The sequence below is a fragment of the Nonomuraea sp. NPDC050536 genome (assembly GCF_044457685.1).
GTDB lineage: Bacteria > Actinomycetota > Actinomycetes > Streptosporangiales > Streptosporangiaceae > Nonomuraea.
In genome coordinates this window covers 90,665-102,851 of the sequence record NZ_JBITHD010000001.1, presented here as the reverse complement: position 1 = coordinate 102,851, position 12,187 = coordinate 90,665, and the positions used below count along the sequence as shown (strand labels likewise).

11 protein-coding genes are annotated in these 12,187 nt (G+C 71.0%); 7 read left to right on the top strand and 4 right to left on the bottom strand.

Annotated features, from left to right (window positions below):
• Nucleotides 1–52 precede the first annotated feature (52 nt).
• Nucleotides 53–1,183 (top strand): FAD-dependent oxidoreductase, encoded by a 1,131-nt coding sequence (locus ACIBHX_RS00510; protein WP_397062798.1) that lies wholly within the window; start codon nt 53–55, stop codon nt 1,181–1,183.
• 4 nt (nt 1,184–1,187) lie between these two features.
• On the opposite strand, the gene ACIBHX_RS00505 is transcribed toward ACIBHX_RS00510, so the two are convergent.
• Nucleotides 1,188–2,069, bottom strand: coding sequence for an NAD-dependent epimerase/dehydratase family protein (locus ACIBHX_RS00505; protein ID WP_397062796.1), 882 nt, complete (start codon nt 2,067–2,069; stop codon nt 1,188–1,190).
• 9 nt (nt 2,070–2,078) lie between these two features.
• Complete coding sequence (locus ACIBHX_RS00500; protein WP_397062794.1) at nt 2,079–2,420, bottom strand: PLD nuclease N-terminal domain-containing protein; 342 nt, start codon at nt 2,418–2,420, stop codon at nt 2,079–2,081.
• A 26-nt stretch (nt 2,421–2,446) separates the two neighbouring features.
• Between ACIBHX_RS00500 and ACIBHX_RS00495 the strand changes: the two genes are divergently transcribed.
• Complete coding sequence (locus ACIBHX_RS00495; RefSeq protein ID WP_397062792.1) at nt 2,447–3,655, top strand: FAD-binding protein; 1,209 nt, start codon at nt 2,447–2,449, stop codon at nt 3,653–3,655.
• Between the two features lie 19 nt (nt 3,656–3,674).
• Entirely contained in the window at nt 3,675–4,067 is a 393-nt protein-coding gene (locus ACIBHX_RS00490; protein ID WP_397062790.1) for a DUF3224 domain-containing protein, read from the top strand.
• On the opposite strand, the gene ACIBHX_RS00485 is transcribed toward ACIBHX_RS00490, so the two are convergent.
• Nucleotides 4,043–5,008, bottom strand: a complete 966-nt coding sequence (locus ACIBHX_RS00485; protein ID WP_397062788.1) for a hypothetical protein — start codon at nt 5,006–5,008, stop codon at nt 4,043–4,045. The genes ACIBHX_RS00490 and ACIBHX_RS00485 overlap by 25 nt on opposite strands.
• Nucleotides 5,009–5,080: 72 nt before the next feature.
• Between ACIBHX_RS00485 and ACIBHX_RS00480 the strand changes: the two genes are divergently transcribed.
• Nucleotides 5,081–6,559, top strand: a complete 1,479-nt coding sequence (locus tag ACIBHX_RS00480; protein ID WP_397062786.1) for an FAD-binding oxidoreductase — start codon at nt 5,081–5,083, stop codon at nt 6,557–6,559.
• A 13-nt stretch (nt 6,560–6,572) separates the two neighbouring features.
• On the opposite strand, the gene ACIBHX_RS00475 is transcribed toward ACIBHX_RS00480, so the two are convergent.
• Nucleotides 6,573–7,871: an esterase-like activity of phytase family protein gene (locus tag ACIBHX_RS00475; protein ID WP_397062785.1), complete on the bottom strand. Its 1,299-nt coding sequence runs from the start codon at nt 7,869–7,871 to the stop codon at nt 6,573–6,575.
• A gap of 121 nt (nt 7,872–7,992) precedes the next feature.
• Here ACIBHX_RS00475 and ACIBHX_RS00470 point away from each other — a divergent pair, with 121 nt between their 5' ends.
• From ACIBHX_RS00470 to ACIBHX_RS00460, 3 genes are all read left to right on the top strand, one after another.
• Nucleotides 7,993–10,134, top strand: a complete 2,142-nt coding sequence (locus tag ACIBHX_RS00470) for a DEAD/DEAH box helicase (protein WP_397062783.1) — start codon at nt 7,993–7,995, stop codon at nt 10,132–10,134.
• Nucleotides 10,135–10,184: 50 nt separating this feature from the next.
• On the top strand, nt 10,185–11,069 hold the full coding sequence (locus tag ACIBHX_RS00465) for a LysR family transcriptional regulator (protein ID WP_397062781.1): 885 nt from the start codon (nt 10,185–10,187) through the stop codon (nt 11,067–11,069).
• A gap of 69 nt (nt 11,070–11,138) precedes the next feature.
• A complete protein-coding gene (locus tag ACIBHX_RS00460; protein WP_397062779.1) occupies nt 11,139–12,185 on the top strand; it encodes a threonine aldolase family protein in 1,047 nt (348 codons plus the stop codon).
• Nucleotides 12,186–12,187 lie beyond the last annotated feature (2 nt).

Here is a 12,187-nt window from a genome sequence, read left to right as displayed (position 1 = left end):
TGTGACCTGTACGTCCCTTTCTTTGTCATGTCGCGAGGAAGGGACGGATGTCATGTCGCATCCGCATGTGATCATCATCGGCGCCGGGCTGGGCGGGCTGTGCCTGGCCCAAGGGCTGCGCAGGCGCGGGATCGGTTTCGAGATCTTCGAGCGCGACGACTCGCTGACCACCCGGCTGCAGGGCTACCGCATCCACGTCGACGGGCAGGGCGACGCCGCGCTGGCCGCCTCGCTGCCCGAGCACCTCTACCGCCTGTTCCGCGCCACGTCGGGCACGCCCAGGCAGCTCGACATGACCGTCTACGACCACCTGCTCAACCGGCTGACCGTGAACGAATCCGACGACCCTGACGGCATCCACATGTCCGTCAATCGGGTGACACTTCGCGAAATCCTCGGCAGTGGGATCGACGTCCGGTTCGGCAGGAGGCTCACCCACTACGAGCGGCACGCCGGCGGCAGGGTCACCGCGCACTTCCAGGACGGCGGCACGGCCACCGGGGATGTGCTGGTCGCCGCCGACGGGGTCAACTCCGCCGTGCGCCGCCAGTACCTGCCGCACGCGCGCATCGTGGAGACCGGCATCCGCCAGCTCTGCGGCCGCATCCCGCTCAACGCGGAGACCAGGCCGCTGTTCACCGACGAGATGTTCGCCGTGTTCACCCCCATCGTCGGGCCGGGCGGCGAGTACGTCGGGCTGGGCCCGGTGGAGTTCCCCGAGCCCATCGAGCGCGCCGCCGCCAGGCTCGCTCCCGAGGTACGGCTGAGCGGAGCGCGGGACTACATGACGGTCTCCTTCGGAGGTCGCCTACCCGACATTTCCGATAAGGCGGAGGTGCTGGAGCGCATCAGCGACTGGCATCCGAACATCCGCGGCATGATCGAGCACTGGGAGTCCGAGACGGTCTTCCCCATCACGCTGCGCACCAGCGTCCCCATCGATCCGTGGCCCGCCACCAACGTCACGCTGCTCGGCGACGCCATCCACGCCATGAGCCCGGCGGGCGGCGTCGGCGCCAACACCGCCATGCGCGACGCCGCCACTTTGGCGGCCGCGCTGGCGCAGGGGCCGGAGGCGATAGCCGGCTACGAGGCGGCGATGACCGAGTACGGCTTCGCCGCGGTGCGCGACTCGGCGGCCAACGGCGAACGCGTCCTGGGTTCGGACCCGCTGCCGATCTAGGTCTCTAGGCGAAGGCTCGTGGGTGGCGCGGCGCCCAGCCCGTCGCCTCCTTGAAGCGGCCGTTGCTGACCCGCAGCGACCGCGTCAGCGAGGTGAGCGCGTCGCCGAACAGCAGCGCACCGCGCCCGGGACCGCGCACCCACAGGTCCGAGCCGGCCGCCTTGGCCACCGCCTCGACGTAGTCGCGCTTGGTCAGCGGCTCGTCGTCGACCACGTTGTACGTCCCGGCAGGGGCGTGCAGCGCGGCGGCGACGGCCGCGCCCGCGTCTGCCACGTGGATGGAGGACACGTAACCCTCCGGCGGCCCGAGCACCATCCCGACGTGCCGCCTGGCCATGGCCAGCAGCTGCTCGCTGTGTGCGGCGCCGGGACCGTAGAACCAGCCGAACCGCAGCACGATCCCGATCCCGCCGGAGGCGGTGAACAGGTGCGTGTTGGCCTCGGCGGCGAAGTTGGACTGGGCGAGCGGATAGTCGTCCACCTGCGCGCTCTCGTCGATCCAGGCGCCGCCCGAGTCGTGGTAGACCATCGCCACCGACTCCTGGATCAGGCGCCCGACCCCGGCCTCCTGCGCGGCGTAGACGACGGCCGCCGAGCCTTCCGAGCGGACACGCCGGTTCTCCGCCCACGCTCCGGCGCTCATGAAGCGCCACATCGGCGGGATCGCGGTGGCAAGGTTGACGACGGCGTCGTATCCCTCGAACGCCTCGGCCAGCGCCCCACGGTCGAACAACGACACCGTGACCGCGGCGGCCCCCTGGTCGGCGAGCGCGGTCGCCTTGGCCGGCGTCCGGGCCAGGGCGGTCACCGTGTGCCCCGCTCCGACCAGCGCCGGAATCGCATGACGGCCGATCGCCCCGGTGCCGCCGGTGACGAAAACCCTCACATGACGAGCCTAAGCCTCGTCGGCCCGCTTGGGGGCGTTGCGCCGCTGTTCCTCGGCCCGCTCGCGACAGCGGCGCAGGAACTCCTCGTCGTCGTCGGGGTTGTTGGCGGCGAACCGGCCCGGCCTGTCGTACTCCGGGTAGCGGCTCGGCGGGCCGCTGCGCACCGCCTGCGGCCGCCCGGCGGCCAGCCACACCAGCGACCCCACCAGCGGGAACAGCAGCACGACGAACAGCCAGAGGATCTTGGGTAAGTTCCTGCAGGCCTCCTCGGGCGTGGTGATCACATCGAACAGGGCATACAGCCAGAGCACCAGCGTGATCAGGCCGAGACCCTCGGACAGGTAGAGCACGGCGCACCTCCTGCGAAGATCGTGTCATGGAGCTGAGGAACTGGGCGGAAAACATAGCGTTTCGCGCGAGCGAGATCCACCGGCCCACGTCGCTGAGCGAGCTCCAGCACCTGGTCTCCGGCGCCTCGCGGATCCACGCCCTGGGCAGCGGCCACTCCTTCAGCCACGTCGCCGACTCGCCCGGGGACCTGGTCGCGCTCGACGGCATGCCGTACGAGGCGGACGTGGACATGGAGGCGGGCAGCGTGCGGGTCGGCGCGGGCGTCACGTACGCGCGGCTCGCGCCGGAGCTGCACCGGCACGGGTTCGCGCTGGCCAACCTGGCCTCGCTGGCGCACATCTCGATCGGCGGCTCGGTCGCGACCGCCGCCCACGGCTCGGGCGATGACAACCAGTGCCTGGCCGCGGCCGTGTCCGCGATCGAGCTGGTCACCTACGACGGGTCGCTCGTCAGCCTGGAACGGCGCGATCCGGACTTCCCCGGCGCGGTGGTGGCGCTCGGCGCGCTCGGCGTCGCCACGGCGCTCACGCTCGACCTCGTGCCGGCCTTCGAGCTGCGGCAGTACGTCAGGGAGGGCCTGGAACCCGGCTTCGACCCCGCCGAGATCATGTCCGACGGCTACAGCGTCAGCCTGTTCACCGACTGGAGCTCCACCCGCGCCTGGCTCAAGCGCCGCACCGAACTGGCCGACGGCTGGTACGGCACGCGGCCCGCCACCCACCAGGCGCATCCCGTGCCCGGCAAGCCCGCCGAGAGCTGCACCGGACAACTCGGCGAGCCGGGACCGTGGCACGAGCGGCTGCCGCACTTCCGGCACGACTCCCCGCCCAGCAGCGCGGGCGACGAGCTGCAGTCGGAGTTCCTGCTGCCCAGGCGGCACGCCGCCGAGGCGATCACGCGGCTGCGCGCCGTCCGCGACAGGCTCGCGCCCGTGCTGCAGATCTCGGAGATCAGGACCGTGGCGGCCGACGAGCTGTGGCTGAGCCCGTTCCGCGGGCGCGACAGCGTGGGGATCCACTTCACCTGGGTGCGCGACACGGCGGCGGTGCTGCCGGTGATCGGGCTGGTGGAGGACGTGCTCGCGCCGCTGGAGCCGCGACCGCACTGGGGGAAGCTGTTCACCCGCCTGCCGGCCTGCCCGGAGGAATTCAGAGAGCTGGCCGAGCGGTACGACCCGGCGGGCAAGTTCGGCAACGAGTTCCTGCGCGCGTACCTGACAGAGGATGACAGGTAAGCGTGCCAGGATCGCCTCCATGACCGCAAAGGGAACCTTCAACATTGACAACTGGACTCCGCAGCCGCCCTACGACGACCGCGACGGGATCCAGCTCGGCCAGGTCACGCTGGCCAAGACCTTCCACGGCGACCTGACGGGCACCAGCATGGTCACCATGCTGGTGGCCGGCACCGAGGTCGAAGATTCGCGGTCGTATGTGGCGATCGAGCGCATCGACGGCACGCTCGACGGCCGCCAGGGAAGTTTCGTGGTCCAGCACAGCGCCGCGAGCGACCGCGGGAAGCAGTCGCTCACGATCAGTGTGGTGCCCGACTCCGGCACCGGGGAGCTGCGCGGGCTGCGGGGCACGATGGACATCGATATCGCGCCCGACGGCTCGCACTCCTACACCTTGGAGTACTCCCTCTGAGCCTTCCGCGCGGCCAGCGCGAGCAGCGCGACCGCGCCGAGACCGAAGACGATGTGGCTGACCAGGTTGAGCGTGGGCGTCGAGGGGACGAGGGTCCCGGTGAAAAAGGCGTGCCAGACGTAGGTCAGCAGGGCGCCGCCGGCCAGCGCCATCCGGTGCGCGCCGCCCCAGCCCTGCCGGGCCGACCAGGTCAGCGCCAGGATCGCCATGCCCGCCTCGGCGGCGACCAGCGTCACGATCGACAGCCACGCCGGGGCCTTGCCGGGCATCAGCGTCATCAGCTCGAACACGAGCCCGCCCACCAGCGTCACCGCCAGCACCAGCCACGGGCGAGGCGCCGCGCCGGCGGCCGGCGTCGTCCGCCTCGGCAGCCGGAAGGCCGCCACGACGAGCGCGACCACGATCACCACGATGGCGACGAGCTGCGGGGCCGAGGCCAGGAAGTGGCTCATCTGGTAGGAGAAGACCGTGTTGAACGCCGCGCCCAGCACCGCGAGCACGGCCGCCACAGTGAGCCCGGCCCTGCCGAGCCACGGGGTGGTCCGCTGCTCGCCTGCCAGCTCTTCGACCAGCGCGATCGGCACGCTGATGCTCCACACCGTGTGCAGGCAGAGCACGAACAGCGTCCACGGCACGCCGATCCCGAGCGCGGGGACGAATCCCTCGTCGAGGAGGCGCTGGCCGGCGTAGTTGGGGTTGAACAGGGACATCGTCATGATCCCCTCCTCGAACACCCCGTAGGCCAGCGCCATCAGCACGATGCTCGGCCAGCGCAGCCCGGCGCGCCGCGCCACCTCGCGGATGAGCACCGTCGCCCCGCCGTAGGTGGGGGCGAGAACGACCAGGAAGTGCAGCGACGTGATCGGGAAGTCGCCCAGCAGGAACTCCGCGACCAGGGGGGACAGGAGAGCGAGACCGAGAGCCAGAACGATTCGACGCATGCGGCGATCATTTCCGAGCCCGCGGCAAAAGGGATGTGCCATCGATCCGGATCTCGGTATGACAATCGTCCTATGCCAAGCCATTGGGCCTGGGGTGACGAGCCGTCACCTACCGAGCTGCTCGACCTCGCCCGCGCCACGGGCCTGGGCGATCCGTCCTCCTGGGAGCCTCCCGTCCCGTTCGAGGCGGTACGGCTTCCGCCGCCACGCATCCCGATCGCGCCGGACATAGCGGCGTTCAGTACGGCGGAGCCGTACATCCGGGCGACGCACACCTACGGCCAGGCCTACCGGGACCTGATCAGGGCCTACCGTGGCGACTTCGCCAACGCCCCCGACGTCGTGGCGATGCCCCGCGACGAGTCCGAGGTCACCCGGGTCCTGGAGTGGGCGTCGGCCACCGGCGTGCCGGTCATCCCGAGGGGCGGCGGGACCAGCGTGGTCGGCGGCGTGGAGGCGCGTTTCGACGGGCCCGCCGTCTGCCTGGACCTCACCCGGATGGACCGGGTGCTCGAGGTGGACCGGGCTTCGCGGGCGGCGCTGGTGCAGGCGGGCGCTGCGGGGCCGGTGCTCAACGGGCAGCTGCCCGGCGGGCTGCAGCTGCGCTTCTTCCCGCAGTCGTACGAGTTCTCCACGCTCGGCGGGTGGATCGCCACCCGGGCGGGAGGCCACTACGCCACGCTGCACACGCACATCGACGACCTGGTCGAGTCCGTGCGCGCGATCACCCCGGCCGGGGTGTGGGAGTCGCGCCGCCTGCCGGGATCCGGCGCCGGGCCCTCGCCCGACCGGTGGCTGCTCGGGTCCGAGGGGACCCTGGGCGTCATCACGCAGGCGTGGGTGCGGATCCAGGAGCGGCCTGCTTTCAAGGTGTCCACCCCGGTGCGCTTCGCCTCCTGGGAGCGGGCCGTTTCCGCGGTGCGCGATCTCGCCCAGTCGGGGCTGAACCCGGCCAACTGCCGGCTGCTCGACGCCAGGGAGGCCGCGCTGGCCGCGGGCGGCGACGGGAAGCACTGCGTGCTCATCGTCGGGTTCGAGTCGGCCGACCATCCTGTCGACACCTTGATGGCGCGGGCCCTGGAGATCGCCGGAGGCGAACCCGGGCGGGCTCGGCAGGATCGGGAGTGGAAGGGCAGCTTCACCGGCATGCCGTACCTCCGCAACGCGCTGCCGGGGCTTGGGGTGATCGCGGAGACGTTCGAGACCGCGGTCACCTGGGACCGCTTCCCGGCGCTGCACGAGGCGGTGCTGGCCGAGGTGGACGCCACGTGCCGGATCGCCTTCGCCTACCCGGACGGGCCCGCGCCCTACTACACGGTGCTCGCGCCGGCGCCCAGGGGCGAGGAGACGGCCGTCTGGGACTCGATCAAGCGGCGGGTCTCGGATGCCGTGCTGCGGATGGGCGGGACGATCACCCACCACCACGCGGTCGGCCGCGATCACCAGCCCTTCTACGAACGGCAGCGGCCGGAGCCTTTCGCCCTCGCGCTCAAGGCGGCCAAGGCCACCCTCGATCCGCGCGGGATCCTCAACCCCGGCGTGCTGGTCTGAGCCTACTCGGCGGTCACTCCTGGTCGTCCTGGGCCGTCGCGTCCGCCCTGGCGCCCGTGATCGGGTGCGCCAGGCGGATCGTGACGAGGTGGCTGGCGACGCCGGAGTCGATCAGCTTGCCGTCAGGGCCGAACGTGCCCAGGCCGAAGTCGTTGTCGTTGGCGATCACCAGCGTCCACGGGTCCACCAGGGCGACGCCCTCGATCTTGCCGGGCAGGCCGGGGATCGCGGCCAGGTCGACGGCGAGCTGCTTGGTGGCCACGGTGACGTCCGACGGCACGGACTGCTCCAGCGTCGGGGTGGTCTCCGGCCTGCCCAGCAGGTTGGTGGCCTGGCGCAGGTCGACGGTGTAGAGGCGGGCCACGGCGTCCGTGCGTTCCTGGAGCAGCAGGCGGCCCGGGCTCAGCACGTTCAGCGCGGAGATCTTCATGTCGCCCTGCTGGGCGGCCGGGTCGAAGGTGGCCACGTTCTCCATCGTGTAGGCCCACTCGCCCGTCGGCCTGCCGGTGCGCAGGTCGACGCGGAGGATGCGGGAGGTGCTCGACGCTTTGCCGGTCTTCTTGTCCGGATTGGCCAGCGGGCTCTGCACCGCCAGGTAGAGCGCGTGCTCCCAGCGGGACACGCCGAGCGCCTCGAAGCCCCGGTTCTGCTGCCTCGTGGCGAACACCGCGGGCAGCGTGTCGTACACCGGGTACTTGGCGGTCAGCCGCAGCCCCTCCGGCACGTAGCGGGCCAGGATCCGGCCGTCCGATCCGACGTGCACCAGTGACGGCGAGTACTCCTCCACCAGCCAGAAACCGCCGCGGCCGTCGGTGACGAGGTCCTCGGTGTCCAGCCCGCCCGGGTCGTAGGGCAGCTGCGTCTGCCCGTCCCAGCTGTAGGGGACCTCGTCGTGGTCCGCCAGGTTCGACAGCCCGGTGATCGGTGTCCCGTCGGCGTTCTTGATCGTGATCGTCCGCGCGATCCTGGCCTGGCCGTTCCTGACGGCCACCTTGACGATGGCGGGCGCGAACTCGGGCACCGGGAAGGTGCGCCGCTTCTCGCCGTTCACCTTCGGCTCGCCGTTCGGCCCGCGGTCGGTGACCATCCAGTACTCGCCCCTGCGCTGCGCGGGATACAGTCCGCTGCCGACGCCGCCCAGCTTCACCCCGTGGTCGTCCTTGACCAGCCCCTGCTCGAACTCGCTCAACGGCGGCGCCGGAATCGTCACATCCGACACGACCCTGGGCTCGGCCGCGGCCTGAGCCGCTCCGGGCAGGGCAACGAACAGCGCGGAGGCGGCAGCCAGCCCCGCAACGACAGAACGCGACACGACGCTCCTCATCGGTCAAACGGCAGGTGATCACCCGAAACCTACAGATCCCCGGTGTCCACCCTCTGAAGCCGAGATGAACGCTTCAGAAGTGTCGGGGCGGGGCGATAGCTTCTTGGGCATGGCACCACCGTCCGCAGGGGAGGTTCGGCAGCTCTTGCGGCGGGCCGGGCGGCTGGGCGGGGACGCGCGCGGGCTCATCGCCGAGTACGGCAAGGCCGTCGCGGACGTGCGTTCCGCGCTCGAGCCGGTGCGTGAGCGGCAGGCCAGGGCCGAGCTGGGGGCCATCCCCGTGTCCCGGTTGAAGGACGTCACCGGGGGCGGGTTGCGGCTGACGGCCTTGGAGGAGGCCGGATACTCCACCGTGCTCAGTGTTCTCGATGCCACGCCGTACGAGCTGCAGAAGCTGCCCGGCGTCGGGCCGAAGACGCGGTGGCAGGCGCAGAGCGCCGCGCAGCAGATCGCGCGGGCCGCGCGGGAGTCCGGCACCGTGCACATCGACGTCGAGCGGCAGGATGCCGAGACCACGCGGCTGCTCGTGGCGCTGCACGGGCTGGTGGCCGCCGGGCCCGAGCTGTCGCGGGCCCGCCGTACCGCTCAGGCGCTCGAGCAGCGGCTCAAGGCGCTGGTCCCCGACGCGCGTTCCCTGGGCAGGTGGTGGCGCAGGCTGCTGACCGGCGGGAAGCGGCGGGCCCGCGCCGAGCAGGCCGTCGAGCGGATCGCGGAGCTGCTCGCCGAGGAGACCGAGACGCGGCTGCTCCTCGCGCAGGCCACCACCGACCTGCTCCGCCCGCCGCCGGACGCGACACAAGCGTGGATCGACTTCGAGCTCCACTCGGCCGACTACTACAACCTGCTGGCCGAGCTGTCGGCCCTGGCGCCGCTCGACCGGGCCGCGGCCGAGGGGTTCCTGCCCGACGACCTGGCCGAGCGGGTGCGGCGCCAGGAGCTCGACGACACCCGGCGACGGGTCTCGCTGCGCGGCTACCAGGCGTTCGGCGCCCGATTCGCGATCGTGCAGCAGCGCGTGATCCTCGGTGACGAGATGGGGCTGGGCAAGACGATCCAGGCCATCGCCGTCCTGGCCCACCTGCACGCCCGCGGCACGACGCATTCGCTGGTGGTCTGCCCCGCGAGCACACTGATCAACTGGGTGCGCGAGATCGAGGCCCGCAGCACGCTCGGCGCCTTCCGCTTACACGGCGACCGGCGCGACCTGGCGCGTTCGGCCTGGCTCGAACGCGGCGGGATCGCGGTGACCACGTTCGACGGGCTGCACAGGCTTGCCCCCTCACCGCAGGTCGGGATGCTCGTCGTCGACGAGGCGCACTACGTGAAGAACCCCGAGGCCCGCCGCTCCAGGGCCGTGGCCGGATGGTGCGACCAGGTCGCCCGGGTGCTCTTCATGACCGGCACGCCGCTGGAGAACCGGGTCGAGGAGTTCCGCAGCCTGGTCGGCTACCTCCAGCCGGACCTGCGTCCCAAGGTCGCGGCCGGGGCGCAGGCCTTCCGCCGCGCCGTCGCCCCTGTCTACCTGCGCCGCAACCAGGAGGACGTGCTCACCGAACTTCCCGGCCTGGTCCACGTCGACGAATGGGAGGAGTTCAGTACGGCTGACGCCGACGCCTACCGCGAGGCGGTGGAATCGAGCCGGTTCATGGCGATGCGCCGGGCGGCGTACGCCGTTCCGGAGAAGTCGGCGAAGCTGGAACGGCTGCGCGAACTGGTCGACGAGGCCGCCGTCACCGGCCTCAAGGTCGTCGTCTTCTCCTACTTCCGCGACGTGCTGGCCTCCGTCGCCGACTCGCTCGGCCCTTCGATCCACGGCCCGATCTCCGGCGACCTTGCTCCCGAACGCCGCCAGCACGTCGTGGACGCCTTCACCGAGGCGCCCGGGCACGCGGTGCTGCTCGCGCAGATCCAGGCGGGCGGGGTCGGCCTCAACCTGCAGGCGGCGTCCATCGTGATCATCTGCGAGCCGCAGGTCAAGCCCACCCTGGAGAGCCAGGCCGTGGCCCGCGCCCACCGCATGGGCCAGGTCCGCCGGGTCCAGGTGCACCGCCTCCTCACCCCCGACAGCGTCGACGAGCGCATGCTCCGGATCCTGCACGCCAAGACCGTCCTGTTCGACACGTACGCCAGACGCAGCGACCTCGCCGAATCCACCCCCGACGCGATCGACATCTCCGACCAGTCATTGGCCCACCAGATCATCCAGGAGGAGCAACAACGCCTCGCCGGCGGCCCCGCTCACGGGCGTTAGGATAGAGAAGCTGAAATTAGTGTTCATCCGTCAAATCGAAAGCTGAGCTTATGCTAGAGGTCCGACGGCTCAAGCTTCTGCACGAACTCGCGCACTACGGAACGGTGGCGGCCACCGCCGAAGCGCTCCAGCTCACGGGTCCCGCGGTGTCACAGCAGCTCGCCGCGCTGGAACGGGAAGCGGGAGTGCGGCTGCTCGAGAAGCAGGGGCGGACACTCGTGCTGACCGCCGCCGGCCGGCTCCTGGTGTCCCACGCGGACATCATCCTGGGCGACGTGGCGGCGGCGGAGTCCGCGCTGGCCGCTCTTCGGGCGGACGGTTCCGGCACGGTCCGCATCGCGGCGTTCCCCTCGGCGGCCCGCAGCCTCGTCGCTCCCATCTGGACGAAGGCGCCGGGCGTCTCACTGAGACTGCTGGAGCTGGAGCCGGATCTCGCCGTGGGTGCGCTGATGCACCAGGACGTCGACGTGGCGATCGTGCACAGCTACACCCTGCTACCCCGCCAGACACCGGCGAACTGCGAAGTGCACCCCATCACCGACGACCCGGTCCTGCTGGCCCTTTCCGAGGAGACCGCGCGCGAGCACGGGCTCTCACCGGAGCAGAAGGTACGGCTGGCCAGGTTCGCCGACGCCGCATGGCTGGTGCCCGCCAAGGAGCACTCGTGCCACGAGATGATCCAGCGCGCGTGCGGGGCCGCGGGTTTCGTACCCGAGGTCGTCGCCGAGGCCACCGACTTCTCCGTCCTCGCGGCCCTCGTCGCGGCGGGCGCCGGCGTCGCGCTCGTCCCCCGGATGGCCCTCCCCGAGGCGCATGGCCCGATCAGCCTCCACCCCCTGACGGCGCCCGTGGTGCGCACCATCTACGCGCTGACGCGAACCGGCACCTCGCGCCGCCCGGACGTGCGAGCGGTCCTCGCCGCACTGATTCGATAAGCACAACTTCCGACTTGTAGAAGAAATCGGAACTGGTGCTTATTCATATGAGCCGCCATTCTTGTCCACATGGCACTCATCGACCTCCGCAGCGACACCTGCAGCCGTCCCACCAGGGCCATGCGCGAAGCGATGGCCTGGGCGGACGTCGGTGACGACGTGTACGGCGACGACCCGACGGTGAAGGAACTGGAGGCCGAGACCGCGGCGCTGCTCGGAAAGCAGGACGCGGTCTACATGCCGACCGGCACCATGACCAACCAGGTCGGCATCCGCGCACACACGGAACCCGGCGACGCTGTCCTCTTCGACCAGAACGCGCACGTCTACCTCCTCGAGGGAGGCGCCCCGGCCGCCTACTCGGGCGTCCTGCCCCGCCTGCTCCCCGGCGTACGCGGCATCTTCACCGCGACCGACGTCATCGCCGCCGTGGGCCAGCCGCACCCCTTCTTCCCGGCTACGGTGCCCGCGCCGGTCACGTTGCTGTGCGTGGAGAACACGCACAACGCGGGGGGCGGCGCGATCTGGCCGCTCGACCGCCTGCGCGAGGTCACGTGCACCGGCCGCGACCTCGGGCTCAGCCTGCACCTCGACGGTGCCCGGCTCTGGCACGCGACCGCCGCGACCGGCGTGGAACTCGCCGAATACGCGGCCCCGTTCGACACCGTGAGCGTGTGCTTCTCCAAGGCACTAGGCGCACCGATGGGCTCATGCCTGGCGGGTCCCGCGGAACTCATCACGCGCGCCCGGCGCTTCAAGCAACAGCTGGGAGGCGGCTTCCGCCAGGCAGGCATCGTGGCCGCCGGCGCCCTCCACGCCCTGCGCGAACACCGCCCCCGCCTACCGGAGGCCCACGCCAACGCCAGGCGCTTCGCCGAAGCGGTGTCGCAACTGGACGGCATAGACCTCGATCCCGCAGAGGTCGAAACGAACATCGTCCGCTTCAAACTCACCAAGTCCACCGCGGCCGCCTTCGCTGACGAGGCCCACCACCTGGGCCTCCATGTCCTGCCCTCCGGCCCGGACGGTATACGAGCGGTCTTCTACCTGGACATCTCCCCTGCCGACACCGACCGCGCGATCATCATCATCGCCAAGACACTCGCCACTTTGTGACG

Excerpts from the sequence above, each read along its gene's own strand:
- ACIBHX_RS00480 (WP_397062786.1), top strand. The coding sequence starts at position 5,081 with ATGCCAAGCCATTGGGCCTGGGGTGACGAGCCGTCACCTACCGAGCTG.
- ACIBHX_RS00490 (WP_397062790.1), top strand. The coding sequence starts at position 3,675 with ATGACCGCAAAGGGAACCTTCAACATTGACAACTGGACTCCGCAGCCG.
- ACIBHX_RS00465 (WP_397062781.1), top strand. The coding sequence starts at position 10,185 with ATGCTAGAGGTCCGACGGCTCAAGCTTCTGCACGAACTCGCGCACTAC.
- ACIBHX_RS00470 (WP_397062783.1), top strand. The coding sequence starts at position 7,993 with ATGGCACCACCGTCCGCAGGGGAGGTTCGGCAGCTCTTGCGGCGGGCC.
- ACIBHX_RS00510 (WP_397062798.1), top strand. The coding sequence starts at position 53 with ATGTCGCATCCGCATGTGATCATCATCGGCGCCGGGCTGGGCGGGCTG.
- ACIBHX_RS00485 (WP_397062788.1), bottom strand. The coding sequence starts at position 5,008 with ATGCGTCGAATCGTTCTGGCTCTCGGTCTCGCTCTCCTGTCCCCCCTG.
- ACIBHX_RS00495 (WP_397062792.1), top strand. The coding sequence starts at position 2,447 with ATGGAGCTGAGGAACTGGGCGGAAAACATAGCGTTTCGCGCGAGCGAG.
- ACIBHX_RS00460 (WP_397062779.1), top strand. The coding sequence starts at position 11,139 with ATGGCACTCATCGACCTCCGCAGCGACACCTGCAGCCGTCCCACCAGG.